We start from the raw sequence: 22452 nt of genomic DNA, 5'->3' as shown, positions 1-22452 counted from the left end.
AGCAAATGTACGAATTGAATTCCTATTTTTGTTCTATGGAAAACATTTTCACCCACGAATACTTCATGAAAAAAGCGTTGCAAGAAGCAGAAACAGCTTTCGATAAAGATGAAATTCCAATAGGTGCAATAATTGTAATCGATAATAAAATAATTGCAAAAAGTCATAATCTTACCGAATTATTAAACGATGTCACAGCCCATGCCGAAATGCAAAGTATAACTGCTGCTGCAAATTTTCTTGGTGGAAAATATTTAAAAAATTGTACTCTTTACGTAACTCTTGAACCTTGCCAAATGTGTGCTGGTGCTTTGTACTGGAGTCAAATATCTAAAATTGTTTTTGGAGCAAGAGATGAACAACGTGGTTTTTTAAATTTAGGAACAAAATTACATCCAAAAACCGAGCTAATTCAAGGAGTTTTAGCCAACGAATGTTCAAGTATAGTTAAGCGTTTTTTTGCCGAAAAAAGGAAGTAAAAAGATTACTTATTTTACAAGAAAAATAGTCCAAAAAAATATTTTACATTTACTACAATAATTGGAACACTTTATTAGTTATGCTATTAATTGAGAAGTGTTAATTTTACATTTATTCAAGAAAAAAAGTTCTAACCAATAATCTTTATTAAAATGAAAACCAGTAAGTTAATCGGTGTTTTTTTAGCGTTCTTTGTTTTGTTTTCTTGTTCCAAAAAATCGGCATCCGATTTTGATTCCGATTTTTCATTATATAAAGATTATATATCGAGTTTTTCTTCTGGTTTTGTATCGGTCAGCTCCGACTTTAGAGTGCAATTATCTTTTAATAAAAGTGATTGGAAACCAAACCAAGAATTGGATGATGATTATTTTGATATCTCGCCAAGCGTTAGTGGTAAAGTAGTTGCACTTTCTAGTAATACAATTGCCTTTATTCCAAAAGACAAATTAGATCAGAATACACTGTATCAAATTACTTTAAAACTTTCAAAAATTACCAATAAAGTTCCTAAGGAATTATCAGATTTTAAATTTTCTGTAAAAACAATTAAACAAGATTTTATAGTAAATACTCAAGATTTACAATCCTATAATAAAGATTTATATTATTTAAACGGAACTATAAAAACAGCCGATAATTTATCATTTGAAGAAGCACAAAAACTAATAGAAGCATCACAAAACAATAAAAATTTAAAAATAAAATTCGATAAAGCAACAAGTTCGCCAACCGAGTTTAAGTTTATGATTGACAGTATTCAGCGATTTGAAAGCGATAGCGAAATTGATATTGTTTGGGATGGCGACGATGTTGATATTGACCAAAAAGGAAGTGTAAAATTTCCAATTCCTGGGAAAAACCAATTTAAAGTAATGAAAATTGAAGTTGGCGATGCTAACAATCAATCAATATTAATTAATTTTTCTGATCCATTAAAAAAAGATCAAGATTTTAAAGGTTTAATAGCAATTGAAAATACAAATAATTTAAAATTTGCTACAATGGGCAACGTTTTAAAAGTGTTTTTTAGCAACGAAGCCACAAATTCTAAGGTTGACAAAGCTACAACAAACGATGCGGTTGCAATAGCTGCCGAAGTTGTAGACTCGGCAATGGTTACCGTTGATACAGCTTCTGTGGCTGTAGATTCAACTGTGGCTGTTACTTATGCCGAAGCTGTTGAAGAACAATCAACTTCTATAGAACAATCTTTTTCTGGAAGCAAACTAATTGAAGTTTTTCAAGGAATAGAAAGCATAGATGGTTTTAAAATGAAAAATAATTATTCCGAAAAAATACAGTTTGATCAAGTAAAACCTGGTGTAAATTTTCTAAAGAGCGGAACCATTTTACCAAGTTCTAATAACTTAAAAATAAATTTTGAAGCTGCTAATATAAATGCTGTTGATGTTAAAGTTTATAAAATTTACAAAAACAACATCATGCAATTTTTGCAAGACAATGAATTAAACGGAACACGAAATTTAAAACAAGTTAGTCAAGCAATTGCCAAATCAACAATAGAATTAAAACAAAATAATCTTCTCGATTACAGTAAATGGAATACTTATGCATTAGATATTTCTAAAATAATAAATCCAGAACCAGGCGCAATTTATCGAGTAGAATTTTCATTTAAAAAGAAATATTCTCTTTATAAATGTGGTACAACTGCACAAAATCAAGACGAAGAGAATCAAGACGATGAACCAGAAAATGAAGATGATGTAAATTATAGTGATTATGATAACGACTACTATTATTATGACGAAGATTCAGATTATAGAGAAAGTTTAGATCCATGCACAGACTATTATTATTATAACAATACAACAGTTGGAACCAATATACTCGCAACCGATTTGGGTGTAATTGCCAAAAGAGGAACAGATAAATCGGTAATTATTGCAGTAAGTGATATTGTTTCAACTGAAGCAATTTCTGGCGCAACAGTAGATTTATACAATTATCAGCAACAAAAAATTGCAACTTCAACTACCGATGGCGACGGAATGGTTTCATTTGAATTAGAAAAATATGCCTACTTTGCAATTGTAACACAAGGAAAACAAAGTACTTATGTAAAACTAGATGATGAATTGTCATTGTCTGTGAGTAATTTTGATGTTTCTGGAGAAACTTTACAAAAAGGTTTAAAAGGTTATTTATATGGAGAACGTGGAGTTTGGCGACCTGGCGATACTTTGTTTATATCTTTTATATTAAATGACAATGCCAATAAACTTCCAGCAACACATCCTATAAAATTAAAAATAAACGATCCTAACGGAAAAACCACTTACCAAACGGTTCAAAAATTAAATGATTTAAACCATTATAAATTTGTTGTACCAACTCAATCAAGTGCGCCAACAGGAAATTGGGAAGCGGTTGTGAGTATTGGTGGAGCACGTTTTTATAAAAATTTAAAAATAGAAACCATTAAACCTAATCGATTAAAAATTAAAAATAGTTTTAATGATGCTATTCTTTCTACAAGTAAAACCAACTTAAATAACATTCAAGTTTTATGGCTTCATGGTGCAATTGCGAAAGATTTAAAAACCGAAGTTCAAGCTAAATTTTCACAACAAGTAACAACTTTTAAAGGATTTGATAAATATATTTTTGATGATCCAACTCGAAGTTTTTCTACTGAAGAAATAAATATTTTTTCTGGTAAAGTTGATGCAAATGGTCGCGCTTCAATACCAATAAAACCAACATTACAAGGTCAAGCACCAGGAATGTTACGTGCAGCATTCATTACAAAAGTATATGAAAATGGTGGCGATGTTAGTACCGACGTTGCTTTAACTTCATATTCTCCATACAAAACCTATGTTGGTGTAAAAGAGCCAGAACCAAACCGTTATGGAATGTTAGAAACTAGTAAAAATAATCGTTTTGACATAGTTACTGTTAATGAAAATGGCATGCCAAAAGCTGTTCAGAATATAGATGTTCGTGTTTACAAATTAGAATCTCGTTGGTGGTGGGATGCATCTAATGATAATTTATCTAATTATAGTTCATCAACTTCAACAATAGCTTACAAAAATTTTAAAATAAACACCAATGCATCTGGAAAAGGAAGTATAGCTTTTTCTGTAACAGATGATGAATGGGGAAATTATTTAGTTCGTGTTTCTGATCCAACAGATGGTCATGCAACTGGGACAAAAGTTTATATTGACATGCCATATTGGTCTGCAAAATCTAAAAATAGCGATGGTAAATCGGCTAACATGCTGCGTTTTTCTACAGACAAAACAAAATATGCTGTTGGAGAAAAAGCCAAAGTTTTCTTTCCGTCAAGTGAAGGCGGAAGAGCATTAATTTCTATCGAAAACGGAACAAAAGTTGTTAAAACTTTATGGGTAAAAACCAAAAAAGGAGAAACATCACTAGAGTTACCTATTACAGAAGAAATGGCGCCAAATGTTTATATTAATATTACTCTTTTACAACCTCATGCTTCTACTAAAAATGATTCGCCAATAAGAATGTATGGAATTGTTCCTATAGAAGTTGTAGATAAAAATACAGTTCTAGAACCACAAATTTCTATGCCAGATGTGCTTCGTCCAGAGCAAACTGTTAACGTAAAAGTTTCAGAAAAACAAGGCAAAAAAATGACTTATACTATTGCTGTTGTTGATGAAGGTTTATTAGATTTAACACGTTTTAAAACACCAAATGCTTGGGATAATTTTTACACTCGTGAAGCATTAGGCGTAAGAACTTGGGATATATATGATGATGTAATTGGAGCTTATGGTGGAAAAGTAAATCAAATTTTTAGTATTGGTGGTGATGCAGATTTAGGTGGTGGAAAAGCCAAAAAAGCCAATCGTTTTAAACCAGTTGTCATGTATTTTGGACCATTTGAATTGGGCAAAGGAGAAACAAAAACAACAGCAATTAAACTTCCAAAATACATTGGTTCAGTTAGAACAATGATTGTTGCTGCCGATGCAAAAACCAATGCTTATGGAATGTCCGAAAAAGCTACGCAAGTAAAAAGTCCGTTGATGGTTTTGGCTTCGTTACCTAGAAAAATTTCTCCTTCAGAAAAAGTAACGATTCCAGTAACATTATTTGCTACAGAAAAAAATATTAAAAATGTAACACTTCAAATAAAAACCAACAATGCAGTTAGAGTTGTAGGAAAAGCGAGTCAAATAGTTTCATTTACTGAACCAGACGAGAAAATGGCTTATTTTAATTTAGAAGTTGGAAGTATAACTGGATTGGGTAAAGTTCAAATTATTGCTACATCTGGCACTGAAAAATCAGTTTATGATGTAGAAGTTGATGTAATGAATCCAAATCCAATTACAACTACATTTACTGATATTGTAATTGAACCCAATAGTTCTAAAACTATATCTTGGGATTTATTTGGTGTAACAGGAAGTAATAAATCTAAAATGGAAGTTTCCTCTTCTCCAACAATAGATTTTAGTCGCCGATTGGATTATTTAATTCAATATCCGCATGGTTGTGTTGAACAAACTACATCATCTGTTTTTCCACAATTATACTTAAATGATGTTATGGATTTAGACGTTACAAGAAAACAAAATATTCAAAAAAATGTTACGGCTGGAATTCAAAAATTAGGAAACTTTCAATTACCAAATGGCGGATTTTCATACTGGCAAGGCAATCCCGATGCCGATGATTGGGGTTCATCCTATGCTGGACATTTTTTGATTGAAGCCGAGAAAAAAGGATATGTTTTACCCATTAATTTTAAATCTAAATGGATTTCTTATCAACAAAAAATAGCTAAACAATGGCGATATGAAAAACAATATGGCAACGATTTAGCACAAGCTTATCGACTTTATACATTAGCAATTTCTGGTTCGGCAGATTTAGCTTCGATGAATAGATTGCGCGAAACTATTGGTATTTCTAACGAAAGTAAATTGCGTTTGGCTGCAACTTATGCTATAATTAAGCAAAATTCGGCAGGATTATCTTTATTGAGTAAATCTATAATTGATGAACAAAATGAAAATGGTTATTACTATTATTATGGTTCAAACGAAAGAAATAGAGCAATGGCTTTGGAAACTTTAATTTTATTAGGGCAAAAACCAAAAGCGTTTTCTATGGCAACAAAATTGGCTAAAAATCTTTCAAGCAATCAATGGATGAGTACACAAACTACAGCTTATAGTTTGTATGCAATGTCTAAATTTACTCAAAATAATGGTAGTAAAGGTGTTTCAATTCAATATTTAAATGGTGGGAAATCACAAATTATTAATACAAATAAAACAGTTTCTGAAAGAAATTTAGTTTTGAAATCTGGCAAAAATTCGGTTACAATAAAAAACAATAAGAACAATACATTATATGTTAGGGTTTTAAACAGCGGAATTCTTCCTGTTGGAAAAGAACAAGTTGTTCAAAATAATCTTAGGTCAAATGTTGTTTTTAAAGACCGAAAAGGAAACCCAATATCTGTAACAAAAATTGCTCAAGGAACAGAATTTATAGCCGAAGTAAAACTTACTAATACTAAAAATGAACGTGTTGAAAATGTTGCACTTTCTCAAATTTTACCTTCTGGTTTTGAAATTGTAAATACACGATACACCGATTTTGGTGACGCAACCAACAATGTTGCTGATTATATTGACATTCGTGACGACAGAGCAAATTACTATTTTAGTTTAAAAGCAAACGAAACTAGAGTTTTCAAAATCTTGTTAAACGCATCCTATTTAGGGAATTATTATCTTCCTGGCTTACAATGTGAAGCCATGTATGATAATGAGTTTTTAGCACGAACTAAAGGTCAATGGGTTGAAGTGGTGAAGTAAATTTTCATTTCCTAATAGTTTTTTTCAAACCTGTTTGGTATCTTAAAAATTAAATTTAAAATAAGAAATACCTAACAGTTCCAAAAACCTGATAGGATAATAAAAAAATAAATGTCTATTATTTCAGATATACCTAACAGGTTAAAAAAACTGGTTAGGAAAATTTTAAAATACATCAAAGCCAACAAAAAGAAGTCTGCAATAGCATTTATTCTTCTTGTGGTTTACTATTTTTCATTGCCAAGAACACTTTTTGAAACTCCATATGCAACAGTAATCGAAAGTAATCATGGTGAATTACTTGCTGCTAAAATTGCTCGTGATGGTCAATGGCGTTTTCCTGCCAATGATAGTATTCCAGATAAATTTAAAAAATGTATTGTCTATTTTGAGGATGAACATTTTTATTATCATTTTGGGTTTAATCCTATTGCTATGGTAAAAGCTATTCAACAGAACAGAAGCGCCGGAAAAATAGTTCGTGGCGGAAGCACTATTACCCAACAAGTAATTCGTTTATCAAGAAAAAATAAAAAACGAAGCTACTTTGAAAAACTAATAGAAATAATTCTTGCTACTCGTTTAGAATTTCGTCATTCTAAAGAAAAAATAGTAGAATTATATGCAGCACATGCACCTTTTGGAGGAAATGTTGTAGGTTTAGAAATGGCTTCATGGCGATATTTTGGCGTGCAATCACACCAATTATCTTGGGCAGAAAGTGCTACTTTGGCAGTTTTACCAAATGCTCCAAGTTTAATTTATCCAGGTAAAAATCAACAAAAATTACTTAAAAAACGCAATGCTCTTTTATTGAAATTATTAAACGAAAAAATCATTGACAAATTAACTTACCAATTGTCAATTGACGAACCATTGCCTCAAAAACCATATGATTTACCTCAAATTGCACCACATTTATTACAACGAATTGCAAAAACAAACGAAGGAAAACGAATTATAACAACAATAGATATTTCATTACAAAATAGAGTAAACCAAATTGCAAATTATTATTACAATCAATACAAGCAAAACGAAGTTCACAACTTGGCGATTATGGTAATTGATGTTCAAAATCGAAATATTGTGAGCTATATTGGCAATTCTCCAACCGATAAAGAACACAACAAAGATGTTGATATTATTGGTGCTCCGAGAAGTACCGGAAGTATTTTGAAACCATTATTATATGCATCAATGCTTGATGATGGCGAAATTTTACCAAACGCTTTAGTTGCTGATATTCCAACCCAAATTTCAGGTTATGCACCCGAAAACTTTAATTTAACTTTTGATGGTGCAGTTCCAGCTCAACGTGCTTTGTCGCGATCTTTAAATATTCCTGCAGTATTGATGTTGCAAGAACATGGTGTGAATAATTTTTATGAATTACTACAACAATTTCAACTCAAGAACATTAATAAACATCCAGATCATTATGGCTTATCATTAATTCTTGGTGGTGCAGAATGTAATCTTTGGGATTTGTGTAGAACCTATGCCAATTTATCATCTACTATTAACTATTTCAACACATCCAAAGGAAAATACAGAAATAAAGAATTTGTTGAATTGAATTATAAAAATAATTTCCAACAAGATTATGGCGATGCTAGTTTTCAAAAAACCATTCTTGGTGCTGGTTCTATATATTTAACTTACAATGCCATGAAAGAAGTTAATCGACCAGAAGGCGATGAAGCTTGGAAATTTTATGATTCATCATTAGAAATTGCTTGGAAAACCGGAACTAGTTTTGGCAATCGAGATGCATGGGCAATTGGAACTAATTCTAGATATGTAATTGGCGTTTGGGTTGGCAATGCTTCTGGCGAAGGAAGACCACAACTTACAGGAGTTGAAAGTGCTGCACCAATTTTATTTGATGTTTTTAATTTACTACCAAGAAAATCTTTTTTTTCGGCACCATTAAATGATTTAGAAGAAGTTGATGTTTGTACAAAAAGTGGCCATTTAGCTCAAGATGATTGCCCAAAAACCAAACAATTAATTCCTAGAAAAGGCAAAAAAACAAGTATTTGTCCGTATCATAAATTAATTCATTTAGATAAATTAGAACAATATAGAGTAAATAGCAGTTGCGAAGATGTAGATAATATTATTTCCAAAAAATGGTTTGTATTGCCACCAGTTATGGAATGGTATTACAAAAGTTTACATATAGATTATTTGCCATTGCCGCCATTTAGAGAAGATTGTCAGCAAACGCAACTAGCATCTATGGATTTTATTTACCCAAAAACTAATAGTAAAATTTTTTTGGCTAAGGATTTTAATAGCAAGATTCAATCTGTAATTTTAAAAGTGGCTCATTCTAATAGAGAAGCCAAATTGTATTGGTATGTAGATGATGTTTATAAAGGTACAACCCAAACTTTTCATGAAATGCAAATAGATGCTAAAACAGGTTTTCATTTCATTACCGTAGTTGATGAATTTGGAAATGAGATTAAGAGAAAGGTTGAGTTTGTTAGGGATTAGAATTAATTAAAATATTCTAAAAAAGCATGAGTAAGAAGTCTTTCTTCATGAGAAGAAAGATAAAAATCAAAATTATGAAATGATTGAGGAATTATTATTAAATCATTTCTGTTGTCTTTTTCAAGTAAATTATTTATTCCTTTTACACACTCAAGTTTTGTTCCTTCTAATATATATCCTACCAATAAACCATCACAATTTTCATATTTTCCACCTTTAAGAAAATTATCAATACCCGTATTTATATATCTTCTTTTAAGTCCAGAATCACTTGATTTTAAATTCTTAGCTTCTATGAAATAAATATATTCTTCTCTTTTCCAAAAAGTTGAAAACCTCAAGTCAATTCTTGCAAATTTTGAAGCAAACTTTTTTGAATATTTCTTTGTATTATTAAAAATATGATGTTCAATATTGGTAGAAATTTCTAAAATTTTTCTTTTCGGATTTACATCAATATAATGGTGAAGAATTGCTGTAATGTCATTTTCATCAAAATCTTGAAATATTACTTCATTTGATTTTGAAGTATGATAAGCTTCAATTAGAAGAGAAGTACAATTTGAGAAAAAAATGTTCTTGATTTTTTTGAAAGTATTAATGTTTAATTTACCTGCCATTACTCTTTCATATTAAGAATTTCGACCAATAAAGTTTTACTATCTTCCATAGCAGCAGTTTCAGACCAAAAACGTCTTTGGTTAGGCTTTATGATATAAACATCGTCACCATCAAAATAATTTACTTTTTTTCTAAAATAAAGATTCTGCTCTTCTTCATTCCAAAGTTTTTTATCTAGTTTTTTAAGTTCATTATAAATATTTTCTTTTGAATCTTTTATTTCATTTTGTTGATTTCCAAAAGACAATTTCACTAAATACAAAGGACAATTTCGATCAATAAAATAATGAGTTGCGGAAACTTTTAATTCAATATCTTCAAGCCATTCATTGAGTTCTTTGGTCACTCTTTTTGAATAAACATTAATATCATTAACAGGTAAAACAGCTTTAGATTTTTCTTGTTTTTCAAATAAATCTATACTATAATCCAAAGTATCTTGAATTATTATTTGCTCGTCTTTTGTTAGTTTTAAAATGTCATTATAAATGATTTGATCAATTTGTTTTTCTAAATATGAGGTGTCTTGATTAAATCTGTCTGATTTTTTTATCTCGATAATTTTATCAATTTTCGAAGAAATCTTAGTAATATTTTTTATTTCAATATCTTCAATAATTGCAGGAAGTTCTAGCATTTCATTTGATTGAACTCTTTCTCTTTCAATACCCCAAGAAGACGAACTTAATGAAAGGTAATAATTAGAAAAAATAGAATTAATAAAAGCGGATAACACCTTTAGAATATTTATATTGCTATTTACTATGCTATAACTCATGTGATAACAATCAAAATCTATTATACTTGAGCAATATTCTTTTTCTTTTTGACCCTCTTTAATCACTAAAAACGGACTATTATAAAGAAGCTCATTTGTAGGTCTATATATTTTAGAATTTTCAACTATCGCATTTCGAGAAGTATAATATTTATCTATTAAACTTGTATCAATTACTTTATTTGGTATAAAGAACTTATTCTTTTCAATCTGTTTTTTATCTGGAGAATGAAGTCCACTACCTTTTATCCACTCACTTTTGTTAGTATTAAAATACTCTTCTAGTGTGTTGTATTTTTCTTCTAATTTTCCAATCAACTCAAAATCAAAATAACTACCCCACATAGCAATTTTCCAAATTTTAGTGTCTGGTTTTTGACATTCAATTCTTGGCAAATGCTTTTCATCTGATGAATCAATAACAATTCCCTCTAAAACATCATTTTTAATGTATGTCTTTGGAGCGTAATATGTTATTGTTTCATTGTAGATTTCAGGTATTTCATTTTTATAAAAAATAATACTAATTGGACCAACTGCCGAACCAAAAAGTTGACCTCCGGAGAACTTTGGTGCTTTTCTTAAAATTGAAAAATTATATACTTTCTCAACAAGATTGTTATTAAACAACCATTTTCTAAAATTTTGATACGTTCCGCCTGTATTGGTTAAAACTTTGGTATTGAAAATCAAAGCTATTTGACCTTTAGGTGCTAAAAGTGTTGCTTTGTGCAAAAATGGCAAAACCATTTCTTGTGCAAAATCCCATTTCTTGCAATATGCTGTTATTGTTGGCAACAATTTTTTTGTTCCAAATGGTGGATTTCCAACTATCAAATCAAAATCTTGTAATTGTTTTATTTCAGACAAATCAGAAATAGTATCTCTTCTAAAAAGATTATAACCTTGTTCTTTTAAACTTGTATCTTCAGAGTCATTTATTAAATAAGGAAATTTTATAGCTCCATTCCACCAACCTGTTTTTGGGTCAAGATTATCTAATAATGCTAAATACAAACTAAAAGCCGCAACTTTTATAGATTTAGATTCAAGCTCAATTCCAAAAATATTAGACTTTAGAATATCAACTAAAATTGTAAAATCATTTAGTTTTAAATTATGCTTATTCTCGTAACGTTTAACTAATCTTTTAAAACTTTGAACTAAAAAAATCCCAGAACCACAACTTGGGTCTAATGTTTTAACTTTATAATCGGTTTCATTATATCTAATGGGTAACTTTTCATTTAGAATCAATTCAACTAATGAAGGAGGTGTATAAAAAGTACCTGTTTTCTTTTTTTCTTCATTATTTAATTCAGATAAGAAATTCTCATAAATTTCACTTAATAATTCTATTCTAATAATACTAAAATCAAATAATCGCCAATCTAAAAATAATTTTATTTGATTACTTTTAACATATCCATTTGTAAAACACTTTCCAATTAACGTTAAATGTTCATGTGTAACAATATCTTTTTCGTTTTCTTCGATGTTGAATAAACTTCCATTAAAATCTTTAGCTAATTTTTCAAATAAATCGTAAACATAGTTTACTTCTCCTTCTTTTAGTAAATCAAGATATGATTCAGCAATTGTTGAATTCTTTCTATATTCCTCTTTTTTCGTCGCTCCTTTATCTTCTAAATACAAAAGAAAAAGCGAACGCATCACCAACTTATGAATTAGGTTTTTGTCTTTTAAACCTTGTAATTCTAATTCCCTTGAAACATTGATTAAACTTTGAATTAAAAATTTATCAACTCTTTTTTGAAGATTTATTTTCTCTCTAATATCTTTTGCTTCAATTGATGACCAGATAAACCCTGTATCAATTGCAATTCTAGAAAAAATAATGTTTAATTTTTGAAGTTTTTCTTTGTCAGTTTCTTTACAAGAATAAAGTTCTAATTCTTGTAAGTTTTTTTTAAATTCATTTTCTTGAATTGAGATTTTGTCAAAACTAAAAGGTTTTTCAGAACAATTATAAATTCTGATTTCAGTTTTTGTATAAACATACAAAAAAAGTACTTTTTGAAAATTCCAACATACTTTCTGTATTTCCGCAATTTGCTTTAAGGTTTCAAAATCAAATGAACTAACTTCTTTTAAGAATAATACAGGTTGATTTTCGTTACCATAAACTTTAACAACTCCATAATTTTCATTATCAAACAAATCAATATCGTATCCATTGCAATCTTTTGCAAAATCTATAATATCTAATTGATTAATAATTGAGTTGGACATTGATTTTTTAATTTTAAAACAAAAATAAAGTAATATGTGTGTAATTTTACTTTGTGTAACAAAAATTATAAACAAAAAAACCGCCAATCTCACGAAAGACGGTTTTTACTAGTTCAAAGTTTTTTTTTAACTTAATAACTAAAAAGTTTTTCAATTTTCTTCAAATCTTCATTAATTATAAAAACATTATCAAAATCATCTAGTCGATTAAAAAGATGTGCTAATTTTAATAATGACTCTAAGGAAATTTGACCTGTATACTCAAATCGTCTAATGCTACCATAAGAAACACCAGATTTATCAGCCAATTGGTGCTGAGAAAGCTTCTTGCTTTTTCTCATTTCTTTAAAACGTTCTGCCAATTCTAATTGAACTTGAGAAGGCGTTTTGTTGATTGAATAATTTTTCATTTTTGCTAATATAGTATACAAATATATCATTTTTTATACAAAAATGCTACTATATTATACAAAAATTTTAGATTGCTATTTCGAATTTTAATGTAGAAATAACAGGTTTAAACAAAAAAAAATTTACATTTCTATTTTATAATAACTATTGCCCACAAAAAAACCGCCAATCTCACGAAAGGCGGTTTTATATTCTGAATTAATTTCAGAATCTATTCTTTAATTCTATTTCCTTGATCATCATAAAAATGATATTCAAGATACGTGTAAGCGTCACGAGGTATAATTTTCACCCATTTTTTATGTTCAAAGAACCACTTTGAACGTAATGATGGAAAACCTTTTTTAAGGTATGCTGCCACGAAAGGATGAACGTTAAGTTTTACTTTCTTGTGGTCTTTCATGATTTTTTCAAGTGAAAAAGTAATCTTGTCAATAATTTGGATTGGAGCATCTATATCACCACTCAAATTATTTGGATTTTCTTCTCTTGTTTCAATATTTACTTCTGGTCTTACACGTTGACGCGTAATTTGAACTAATCCAAATTTACTTGGCGGTAAGATTTTATGCTTTGCTTTATCATCTTCCATTTCTTCTCTTAAGAAATTAAATAGAACTTGGCGATTATCAGGATTTTGCATATCAATAAAATCGATTACAATAATTCCGCCCATATCTCGAAGTCTTAACTGTCTTGCAATTTCTGCTGCGGCAATCATATTTACTTCTAGAGCTGTATCTTCCTGATTGGTTGCTTTGTTAGAACGATTTCCGCTGTTTACGTCAATAACGTGAAGTGCTTCTGTGTGTTCTATTATCAAATAAGCACCTTTACTCATAGAAACTGTTCTTCCGAATGAGGTTTTTATTTGACGTTCTATATGATATTTCTCAAAAATTGGAGTGTCTTTATGTTGATAAAGTTTCACCATGTTTTGTTTTGAAGGTGCTATTTCGGCAATATAGTCCTTCGTTTCTTGAAACAACTCTTCATCATCTACTTGAATACCAGTAAAGGTATCATTAAATATGTCTCGAAGCATAGATGAAACTTTGTTAAGTTCACCTAACACTTTTGACGGATGATGAGCAGTTGGTAATTTTTTGCACATTGCAAGCCATCTTTCATTTAGATTTTGCAAGTCTTTTTCTAGTTCGGCTGTTTTTTTGCCTTCGGCTACTGTTCGCACAATAACACCAAATCCTTTTGGTTTGACTGCTTGTACCAATTTTTTTAATCGGTCTTTTTCGTTTTTATCTTCTATTTTTTGTGAAACAGAAACTCTATCCGAGAAAGGGACAAGAACTAAAAATCTACCTGCAAAGGAAAGTTCTGAACTTATCCTTGGACCTTTGGTAGAAATTGGCTCTTTAACCACTTGCACTAAAACAGATTGATTGGCGCTCAGAATATCTGATATTGCACCATCTTTATCAATCTCTTTTTCAAACTGAAAGTTTTTTAGGGAGAAATCTTTTATTTTACCTGCGCTTACAAGTTTAATGAATTTCAAATAAGAAGGTAATTGTGGGCCCAAATCGTGGTAATGTAAAAAGGCATCTTTCTCGAAGCCAACATTTACAAAAGCAGCATTTAATCCTGCAACAGGTTTTCTTATTTTGGCAATAAAAATATCACCAACTAAAAAATTGTTGCTTTTTTCTTCTTCTTTGTGTAATTCAATTAGTTTTCCATCTTTTAATAAGGCAAAATCTACAGCATTTTCATCCTTTCGAATGATAAGTTCTTTATTCATGTTGTAAATTTTTATCCCGACTTTTTGGTTTCAAGTTGCAGGTTGCAAGTTTTTATACTAGAAACTCACAAATTTTCGACTCGAAACTGAATTGTTAGGATGGATTAAACATTTTTTCAGGGTTTTACCCGGTGAGTTTTAGTTGATAGTGCCAATTTTCAGTTAGCAAACTGCTAATTGTGACCGAATACTGTTTACTAAACTCCAATTTCAATGAACGTTTAAAAAGAAAAAAGTAGTTTAGAACTACTTTTTCTTTTTGTGTCTGTTAGCTCTCGCTCTTTTTTTACGTTTGTGCGTCGCTACCTTATGTCTTTTTCTTTTTTTACCGCTTGGCATAGGTTGTTTTTTTGTGATTAATAATTGGTTTTTTTAAACTGCTATTTCAGTTTTAGTTTTTACTCCTTCTACAAATACTTTTGCAGGTTTAAATGCTGGAATATTGTGTGCTGGAATTTTAATTGTAGTATTTTTTGAAATGTTTCTACCTGTTTTTTCAGCTCTTGTCTTGATAATAAAACTACCAAAACCTCTTAAGTAAACATTGTCACCACCTTCTAATGATGCTTTTACTTCTTCCATTAATGCTTCAACTGTTGATTGAACATCTCCTTTTTCAAGACCTAATTTTTCTGAAATTTTTGCTACGATATCTGCTTTCGTCATTTTCGTTCGTATTTAATAATTATGTGTAATTTTTTGAGTGTGCAAATATAGGAATTAAAAAAACAATATTTCAAGGATAATTGATTAAAATTTAATCAGATAAAGATTTACTTTTGTCTTCCAATATTTTTTATGGAATTTTCTAACTCATTATTGCTTTGGTATTTACAAAATAAGCGTGATTTGCCTTGGCGAAATACTACAAATGCTTATCCAGTTTGGTTGTCTGAAATTATGCTTCAACAAACTCGTGTTGCTCAAGGATTGCCTTATTTTTTATCCTTTATGAACTCATTTCCAACTGTTTTAGATTTGGCAAAAGCCAATGAAGAGCATGTTTTGAAACTTTGGCAAGGTTTAGGTTATTATTCTCGTGCAAGAAATATGCATAAAACCGCACAAATAATTGCCTTTGAATTTGACGGAAATTTTCCAAATAATTACAATGACTTACTAAAACTAAAAGGAATTGGCGAATATACCGCTGCAGCAATTGCTTCATTTTGCTTTAACGAAGTTGTTCCTGTTGTTGACGGAAATGTTTATAGAGTTTTATCTAGATATTTTAATATCGAAACTGACATTGCATCAAGTGTTGCAAGAAAAGAATTTTCAGCTTTGGCTAAAGAATTAATTCCAAATAATAATCCTGCTCTATTCAATCAAGCAATTATGGAATTTGGCGCTTTGCAATGTGTGCCTAAAAATCCGAAATGTGAAATTTGTATTTTTAATGAAAGTTGTGCTGCTTTGCAAAAGAAAAAAGTGAATCAACTTCCTGTAAAATTAAAGAAAACCAAAGTTACTAATAGGTATTTTAATTATCTAATTATTCTAGATTCTAAAAATAATACTCTTATTAATAAGAGAACCCAAAAAGGAATTTGGCACAATTTATATGAATTTCCAGTTATTGAAACCAATGATGAAGTAGATTTTGAAACAATTTTATATCAAATTCATGAAAAACATTCTGATTTAAATATTGAATCTGTTTATACATATAATGAAACCCAAATAGTTCATAAATTATCGCATCAAAAACTTCATATTAAGTTTTATAAAGTTACCGTTTCTGATGAAATTTTAAACGGAATTGGTTTAAATTCATTGAAAGATTTTCCTTTTCCAATAGTAATTTATAATTTTATTGAAAAGTATTCTATTTAATTTGTAATTTTGATATTCTCAAAGTGCTTAATTATGAATGGAACATTAAATAAAGTTATGCTAATTGGTCATCTTGGTGATGATATAAAAATGCACTATTTTGAAGGTGGTAACTGCATTGGTCGTTTTCCTTTGGCTACAAATGAAGTTTATATCAATAAAACAACCAACGAAAAAATTACCTCAACCGAGTGGCACAATCTTGTTGTTAGAAACAAAGCAGCCGAAATATGTGAAAAATATTTAACCAAAGGCGATAAAATTTATATTGAAGGAAGAATAAAATCGCGTCAGTGGCAAGCCGAAGATGGTACAACTAAATACACAACAGAAATTCAGGTTACCGAATTTACTTTTTTGAGTGTTAAAAAAGATACCGAAGGAAACAAACAAATTACAACATCGGAACATAAAAACACTAACTTTGACGCACCAAATACGCCAATCGAAAACGATTTGCCGTATTAATTTGTTTAACTAATCTTATTGAATTTGGACTTTGAGCCCAGTTTAGAATTATTATCGAATGTTGACACCAATTTACTTTTTGGAATAATTGGCATTGTAGTTTTACTTTTTTGTTGCTCAATGGTGGCAGCATCTGAAGTGGCACTTTTTTCTTTGACTCAAAAAAACATTATAGATTTATCTAACAATCATCCATCTAAAGCTGTTGTAATTAATAATTTACTTGCTAAACCCAAGAAACTTTTAGCAACATTATTAGTAGCCAATAATTTTCTTCATATTTCTATAGTTATTCTGTTTTCTTTTTCGCTTGACGAAGTTTTTTCGACTATTGCATCTCCAATTCTAAAGTTTTCTGTAGAAGTGATTTTGGTTACTTTTTTAATTTTGCTTTTTGGCGAAGTATTGCCAAAGGTTTATGCAAGTAGAAACAATATAAAATTTGCATCATTTATAGCTTATCCATTATCAATCTTAGACAAATTACTATCACCAATAAGTTTACCAATGCGTGCTTTTACTATTTTTATTCAGGAAAAATTGGGTAAACAAAAAACTAATTTTTCTGTAGATCAATTATCACAAGCGTTAGAACTTACTTCTACAGATGACACTTCGCATGAAGAACAAAAATTATTAGAAGGTATTGTTTCTTTTGGAAATACTGACACAAAACAAGTTATGAGTCCGAGAATAGATTTATTTACTTTAGATATTGAAGAATCATTTTCTGAAATTTTTCCGAAGATAGTTGAAAAAGGATATTCACGAATTCCGGTTTACAAAGACAATATAGATCATATACAAGGCGTTTTGTTTATTAAAGATTTGATTCCTCACATAAACAAAAAAGAATTTGATTGGAAAACCTTGCTTCGCGAACCGTTTTTTGTGCCAGAAAATAAAAAACTAGACGATTTGCTAAAAGATTTTCAGAGCATGAAAAGTCATTTGGCAATTGTTGTTGATGAATATGGCGGAACATCTGGTATTGTATCATTAGAAGATGTAATTGAAGAAATTGTTGGCGATATTAGTGACGAATTTGATGATGAAAATATAAATTATTCTCAAATTGATGATAGAAACTACTTGTTTGAAGGAAAAATAAATTTGAAAGACTTTTACAGAATTATTGATGTAGATGAAGATTTATTTGAAATTAGAAAAGGTGAAGCCGAAACATTAGCAGGATTTATTCTTGAAATATTAGGTAATTTTCCTAAAAAAGGACAAAAAATTCTATTTGAAAACTGCCTTTTTACAATTGAAGTAGTAGACAAAAAAAGAGTAAAACAAATAAAAGTAACCACTGATGGAAACTAGTTTTAAACATATAATTGGATTAGCATTTATTTTTAGCACACTACTTTTTACAAGTTGCAAAGATGATGTTTTGCCAAAACCATCAAGTCAACTGCGATTGGATTATGCTGTGGCAGAATATGCTGCGTTTGAAAATCATTGTCCATTAACGTTTGATATGAATTCGGATGCTGTAATAAAAGAAAAAGGCGATTGTGGCTTTACAATTACTTATCCAAAGATGAAAGCCACTATTTATTTAACCTATAAAACAGTGAATGGTGATATTGATAAATTGCTTGGTGATGCACAAAGATTAACCTATGAACATGTTATAAAAGCAGATGATATATTAGAACAACCATTTATTAATGATGATAATAAAGTGTATGGTATGTTTTACAAAGTTGGCGGAAATGCTGCTACAAACTCACAATTTTATGCTACAGACAGCATTAAGCATTTTGTAACTGGTTCTGTTTATTTTTATGCCAAGCCAAATTTTGATTCAATAATGCCTGCCGAAGATTATATTAGAAATGATATGCAACGATTAATGGAAACTTTGAAGTGGAAATAAAAATTACACTTTTTTACCAATTTCTAATTCAGAAACTTTATAAGTCTTTCCGTCTGCACAATCTTCAACTGTTTTAACCAAATCATCAGTTGATAATTTATCTAAATCAAAATTTACTGTTGCTGTTTTTGCTTCAAAATCTATTTTTGCGTCTTGAACTCCATCTAAACTTGTTAATTTTTTTTCAATAGTTTTTGCACAACCCATTTCACAAGTCATGCCTTCGATTTTAAAAGTTGCTGTTTCTGGTTTTTCTGCTGCAACAATTTCTTTTTTAATCTGAACTTGATTCAGATTCTGGTCTTTTACTGCTATTGGTTTACTGTCTGTATTTTTACACGCTACGAGTAGTAATGTTGTAATTGCTATACCTAAAAGTGATTTTATAAATTTCATAATCTAATATCTTAATTTTTTATGTTCTTAATTTAGTTGCAAAATTACATTATTAAGTAAGTGACTATTCATAAAATTATGTCAAATTTGCATACCAAAAAAAATGTAATGCAAACGACTACTTTAAAATGGATTTATTTAACTGTTCTAGCTTTAATTTGGGGAAGTTCATTTATTTTAATAAAAAAAGGATTGGTTGGTTTGTCACCAATGCAATTGGGTTCTCTAAGAATTATATTTTCGGCTGTTTTTTTAATCATAATCGGATTTAAAAGTGTTACTCAAATTAAGCAACATCAATGGAAATATATTGCATTGACCTCTTTGTTTGGCACTTTTATTCCTGCTTTTTTATTTGCCATTGCTCAAACACAAATTAGTAGTTCTGTAAGTTCTATATTAAATTCGTTAACTCCATTAAATACTCTAATTCTTGGCGGAATTGCATTTGGTTTAACCTTTAAAAGAACACAAATTTTTGGAGTTGTTATTGGCTTGATTGGAACTTTACTATTAATTATTAATGGTGCCATGAATCATCCAAATCAAAATTATTGGTATACTATTTTGGTTCTTATAGCTTCTATTTGTTATGCTACAAATGTAAACTTGTTGAAGAAATATTTATCTGATGTAAAACCTTTGAGTATTTCTACAGGGAATTTTATTGTAATGTTGGTTCCAGCTTTAATTGTATTATTTTCAACAGATTTTTTAGCGGTTGTAGAAAATGCCGAAGTTCAAAACTCGATGATTTATATTGTAATACTTGGTGTTGTTGGAACAGGAATTGCAAATATTTTATTTTTTAAATTGATTCAAATGTCATCGCCGGTTTTTGCAACCTCGGTAACCTATTTAATTCCTGTTGTAGCGTTTTTTTGGGGATTATTAGATGGTGAAATGCTTACTACAATTCAGTTTATTGGAGCTTTTATTATATTAATTGGTGTTTATTTGTCTAGTAAGAAGTAGGTTTTGAGTTATGAGTTACAAGTTTTGGTCATTTAAAACATATAACTTATTTATTTTCAGAAAAATAACTCAGAATAATTTTGTTAAATTAATAGTATTTTATACATTCGTAAAACTATTAACCATTTAAAAACAATTGTTTATGAAAAATTTATCTTTGTTTTTGAATGTGAATGCTCAGGAATGTGGTTTTGAAACGCCAGAAAAGTATCATACTTATGATGATTTAATGATGAAAGAATTTCAAATACATCAACCAATTAGTTTGTAATTGACGATGCAAATTTGCAAAGCGGCAATAATTATATTTTAAATTTATTTACAAAAGAAGGTGGTTTTACACAACAAGTAATAATAGTTCAATAAACAATAATTTAAAAATTTATATTATGAAAAAAATATTTTTAGTTATAATTAGTTGTTTCGCAATGATTAGTTGTTCGTCAAATGACGAAAATACAATTGAAGAAAATATCTTAATGAAAGAAAAATTAATTGGTTCTTGGAAACTCGTCGGATATTATGATGATATGGATAATGACCCAATAACAGGAACTAACTATCATTTGGTTGAAAATGGCGGAATTACAAATTTTCAGAGTAATGGTAACTTAGATTTTCCAGCTTATCCATCAAACCCTATTGGTAGTTATTCAGTTGCTATGGATTCTACATTAACTTTTAATTTTAATGAGGATTATACTTGGAATCCAAATAGCGTTTATACTTATAAAATATTCTTGTTGACAGATGAGTATTTAGAATTCTATCCCTTTCCTGGAGAAGGTTCAACAGGTTGGCTTGAGAGATATCAAAAAGTTGAACAATAATCATGAAAAAAATAATTTTATTACTAACAACGCTATTAACAATAATAAGTTGTTCAATTAATAATGACAATAAAGCAACTAACTCATTACAAGATGAATTAGTTGGTTCATGGAAATTTGTTGGCTTTTATAATTATTTTGATATTGATCAAGCAGATAATCCACATATTGAATATTATAATAATGGTAATATATTACATTTTAATTCAAACAACACTTTTGAAGAGGTTGGTGAAATCAATTATAATGGCACCTATACAATTACTGCTGATTCAGTATTGACAAGATTTTATAATGCATCTGAACAAAATAATTCTTTCACCAACGAGGTTAAAATTGTTAAATTAAACGACAGTATATTTGATTTTACCTGCACAAAAGAAGACAATATAGGTTTATGTCCATGTGATGCAAATCGTCATATAAAAATAAATTAAATAAAAAAAAACCGTTTCAAAAATAATATTTGAAACGGTTTTAATTTTATTATTTCTTTCTATTTACTGAAAATCAGCATCAGTAACACCTTCATTAATTTTAACATCGGTCATTTTAATTTCAATTTCTCTACCTTGATTCATGATTACATTATAAGGAATTTTAACTCCTTTTACATCTTTATAATCGTTGTAAGTAATTGTAGAAGTCATTTTTTGACCATTTCGTTCACTTGTAGTTGATGTCATTAATTTTAAACCAGTTTTTACGTCATAATATATAGTTGATTTTCCATTTAAAATAATGTAAGCTTCTGTTCCGTTCATTGGCTCAATGCCATCAAGAACTAAATCGGTTTTTTTCAACAACATCATTTCTTCAAATGTAGATGCTGTTAGTTTCTTTTCAGCAAATTCTTCTGCAGTCAAATCTTTTCTTTGTCCTTGATTCATTGAGTAACCACTTTTGTCGCCAATTACTTGTCTAGACAATTCGCCCATTCCTTCCATTTCCATTTTAAAAAATGTTTTTCCTTTTACATCTTTTTTAGAAACATAAGAAAGTGGTGATGGTGCACCTTCTATTTCTGATGTTCCAGTTAAGAAAATAGTTTTTACACCTAATACTGCTTTTTCGCCACCAATTGCATTTATATAATTATCTAAAACTGTTTTAACAGTAACTCCAGCTGGTGCAGGTTTTTTAAGTTTTGGTTTTTCTGTTGGATTTCCAAATTTATCAAAATAAAACATTGGAATTTTCAAACTTTCTAATCCAGGAATAACATCTGAACCTTTTCCTGTAATTATTATTCTGATATTATCTTCAAGAACATATTTATTCATTACTCTCATTACATCATCTACAGTTACTGCTTGAATGTTTTTGATATAATTTTCATAAAAATCGGCAGGCAAACCTTCAGTTTCTATATTTAAAGCGTAACGAGCAATTGTTGCTGGTTTTTCAACTTG

The 22452-nt window shown here is 29.4% G+C and carries 17 protein-coding genes and 1 pseudogene; 11 read left to right on the top strand and 7 right to left on the bottom strand.

Translation table 11 applies throughout. The features are described from left to right. The first annotated feature begins 35 nt into the window (after positions 1-35). The 3 genes from ACH2BO_RS09790 (at position 36) to pbpC (ending at position 8828) form a co-directional block, all read left to right on the top strand. On the top strand, positions 36-479 hold the full coding sequence (locus ACH2BO_RS09790) for a nucleoside deaminase (protein WP_395044559.1): 444 nt from the start codon (positions 36-38) through the stop codon (positions 477-479). Between the two features lie 153 nt (positions 480-632). Continuing rightward, positions 633-6323, top strand: coding sequence for an alpha-2-macroglobulin (locus ACH2BO_RS09785; RefSeq protein WP_395044558.1), 5691 nt, complete (start codon positions 633-635; stop codon positions 6321-6323). 111 nt (positions 6324-6434) lie between these two features. Further along, a complete protein-coding gene (pbpC, locus tag ACH2BO_RS09780) occupies positions 6435-8828 on the top strand; it encodes a penicillin-binding protein 1C (RefSeq protein WP_395044557.1) in 2394 nt (797 codons plus the stop codon). 2 nt (positions 8829-8830) lie between these two features. Here the strand turns inward: pbpC and ACH2BO_RS09775 are convergent, their stop codons facing one another. From ACH2BO_RS09775 to ACH2BO_RS09755, 5 genes are all read right to left on the bottom strand, one after another. Beyond that, on the bottom strand, positions 8831-9448 hold the full coding sequence (locus ACH2BO_RS09775) for a hypothetical protein (RefSeq protein WP_395044556.1): 618 nt from the start codon (positions 9446-9448) through the stop codon (positions 8831-8833). Continuing rightward, on the bottom strand, positions 9448-12480 hold the full coding sequence (locus ACH2BO_RS09770) for a class I SAM-dependent DNA methyltransferase (RefSeq protein ID WP_395044555.1): 3033 nt from the start codon (positions 12478-12480) through the stop codon (positions 9448-9450). Before ACH2BO_RS09770 ends, ACH2BO_RS09775 begins: the two co-directional genes overlap by 1 nt. Positions 12481-12611: 131 nt before the next feature. Then, positions 12612-12890: a helix-turn-helix domain-containing protein gene (locus tag ACH2BO_RS09765; RefSeq protein WP_395044554.1), complete on the bottom strand. Its 279-nt coding sequence runs from the start codon at positions 12888-12890 to the stop codon at positions 12612-12614. Positions 12891-13102: 212 nt separating this feature from the next. Continuing rightward, entirely contained in the window at positions 13103-14650 is a 1548-nt protein-coding gene (locus ACH2BO_RS09760; RefSeq protein WP_395044553.1) for an Rne/Rng family ribonuclease, read from the bottom strand. 372 nt (positions 14651-15022) lie between these two features. Then, positions 15023-15316, bottom strand: a complete 294-nt coding sequence (locus ACH2BO_RS09755) for an HU family DNA-binding protein (RefSeq protein ID WP_395044552.1) — start codon at positions 15314-15316, stop codon at positions 15023-15025. Between the two features lie 132 nt (positions 15317-15448). Between ACH2BO_RS09755 and mutY the strand changes: the two genes are divergently transcribed. Genes mutY through gldD form a run of 4 tightly spaced genes read left to right on the top strand, consistent with a single transcriptional unit; the run spans position 15449 to position 18839 of the window. Continuing rightward, on the top strand, positions 15449-16486 hold the full coding sequence (gene mutY / locus ACH2BO_RS09750; RefSeq protein ID WP_395044551.1) for an A/G-specific adenine glycosylase: 1038 nt from the start codon (positions 15449-15451) through the stop codon (positions 16484-16486). A gap of 33 nt (positions 16487-16519) precedes the next feature. Next, the gene (locus ACH2BO_RS09745) at positions 16520-16954 is read left to right on the top strand and encodes a single-stranded DNA-binding protein (RefSeq protein WP_395044550.1); all 435 of its coding nucleotides are present in this window, start codon (positions 16520-16522) and stop codon (positions 16952-16954) included. Between the two features lie 24 nt (positions 16955-16978). Further along, positions 16979-18280, top strand: coding sequence for a gliding motility-associated protein GldE (locus ACH2BO_RS09740; protein ID WP_395044549.1), 1302 nt, complete (start codon positions 16979-16981; stop codon positions 18278-18280). After that, positions 18270-18839 (top strand): gliding motility lipoprotein GldD, encoded by a 570-nt coding sequence (gene gldD / locus ACH2BO_RS09735; RefSeq protein ID WP_395044548.1) that lies wholly within the window; start codon positions 18270-18272, stop codon positions 18837-18839. The genes ACH2BO_RS09740 and gldD overlap by 11 nt, the downstream gene beginning before the upstream one ends. Positions 18840-18842: 3 nt before the next feature. Here the strand turns inward: gldD and ACH2BO_RS09730 are convergent, their stop codons facing one another. Beyond that, on the bottom strand, positions 18843-19235 hold the full coding sequence (locus tag ACH2BO_RS09730) for a heavy-metal-associated domain-containing protein (protein ID WP_395044547.1): 393 nt from the start codon (positions 19233-19235) through the stop codon (positions 18843-18845). Between the two features lie 108 nt (positions 19236-19343). Here ACH2BO_RS09730 and ACH2BO_RS09725 point away from each other — a divergent pair, with 108 nt between their 5' ends. From ACH2BO_RS09725 to ACH2BO_RS09710, 4 genes are all read left to right on the top strand, one after another. Continuing rightward, positions 19344-20210, top strand: a complete 867-nt coding sequence (locus ACH2BO_RS09725; protein ID WP_395044579.1) for a DMT family transporter — start codon at positions 19344-19346, stop codon at positions 20208-20210. Between the two features lie 142 nt (positions 20211-20352). Further along, the gene (locus ACH2BO_RS09720) at positions 20353-20481 is read left to right on the top strand and encodes a hypothetical protein (RefSeq protein WP_395044546.1); all 129 of its coding nucleotides are present in this window, start codon (positions 20353-20355) and stop codon (positions 20479-20481) included. Between the two features lie 118 nt (positions 20482-20599). Continuing rightward, a complete protein-coding gene (locus ACH2BO_RS09715) occupies positions 20600-21040 on the top strand; it encodes a hypothetical protein (protein WP_395044545.1) in 441 nt (146 codons plus the stop codon). A gap of 2 nt (positions 21041-21042) precedes the next feature. After that, a complete protein-coding gene (locus ACH2BO_RS09710) occupies positions 21043-21477 on the top strand; it encodes a hypothetical protein (RefSeq protein ID WP_395044544.1) in 435 nt (144 codons plus the stop codon). Between the two features lie 63 nt (positions 21478-21540). Here ACH2BO_RS09710 and ACH2BO_RS09705 read toward each other — a convergent pair. Next, positions 21541-22452, bottom strand: a pseudogene (locus tag ACH2BO_RS09705) (insulinase family protein); the annotation flags it as partial.

The organism is Flavobacterium sp. (assembly GCF_043773265.1).
Classification (GTDB): domain Bacteria; phylum Bacteroidota; class Bacteroidia; order Flavobacteriales; family Flavobacteriaceae; genus Flavobacterium.
The sequence above is the reverse complement of the archived record's forward strand: the minus strand, read 5'-3'. Positions and strand labels throughout refer to the sequence as shown.

Bases quoted from the DNA above. Each gene is read 5' to 3' on its own strand.
- ACH2BO_RS09790 (WP_395044559.1), top strand. From the start codon at position 36: ATGGAAAACATTTTCACCCACGAATACTTCATGAAAAAAGCGTTGCAA.
- ACH2BO_RS09785 (WP_395044558.1), top strand. From the start codon at position 633: ATGAAAACCAGTAAGTTAATCGGTGTTTTTTTAGCGTTCTTTGTTTTG.
- pbpC (WP_395044557.1), top strand. From the start codon at position 6,435: ATGTCTATTATTTCAGATATACCTAACAGGTTAAAAAAACTGGTTAGG.
- ACH2BO_RS09775 (WP_395044556.1), bottom strand. From the start codon at position 9,448: ATGGCAGGTAAATTAAACATTAATACTTTCAAAAAAATCAAGAACATT.
- ACH2BO_RS09770 (WP_395044555.1), bottom strand. From the start codon at position 12,480: ATGTCCAACTCAATTATTAATCAATTAGATATTATAGATTTTGCAAAA.
- ACH2BO_RS09765 (WP_395044554.1), bottom strand. From the start codon at position 12,890: ATGAAAAATTATTCAATCAACAAAACGCCTTCTCAAGTTCAATTAGAA.
- ACH2BO_RS09760 (WP_395044553.1), bottom strand. From the start codon at position 14,650: ATGAATAAAGAACTTATCATTCGAAAGGATGAAAATGCTGTAGATTTT.
- ACH2BO_RS09755 (WP_395044552.1), bottom strand. From the start codon at position 15,316: ATGACGAAAGCAGATATCGTAGCAAAAATTTCAGAAAAATTAGGTCTT.
- mutY (WP_395044551.1), top strand. From the start codon at position 15,449: ATGGAATTTTCTAACTCATTATTGCTTTGGTATTTACAAAATAAGCGT.
- ACH2BO_RS09745 (WP_395044550.1), top strand. From the start codon at position 16,520: ATGAATGGAACATTAAATAAAGTTATGCTAATTGGTCATCTTGGTGAT.
- gldD (WP_395044548.1), top strand. From the start codon at position 18,270: ATGGAAACTAGTTTTAAACATATAATTGGATTAGCATTTATTTTTAGC.
- ACH2BO_RS09730 (WP_395044547.1), bottom strand. From the start codon at position 19,235: ATGAAATTTATAAAATCACTTTTAGGTATAGCAATTACAACATTACTA.
- ACH2BO_RS09725 (WP_395044579.1), top strand. From the start codon at position 19,344: ATGCAAACGACTACTTTAAAATGGATTTATTTAACTGTTCTAGCTTTA.
- ACH2BO_RS09720 (WP_395044546.1), top strand. From the start codon at position 20,353: ATGAAAAATTTATCTTTGTTTTTGAATGTGAATGCTCAGGAATGTGGT.
- ACH2BO_RS09715 (WP_395044545.1), top strand. From the start codon at position 20,600: ATGAAAAAAATATTTTTAGTTATAATTAGTTGTTTCGCAATGATTAGT.
- ACH2BO_RS09710 (WP_395044544.1), top strand. From the start codon at position 21,043: ATGAAAAAAATAATTTTATTACTAACAACGCTATTAACAATAATAAGT.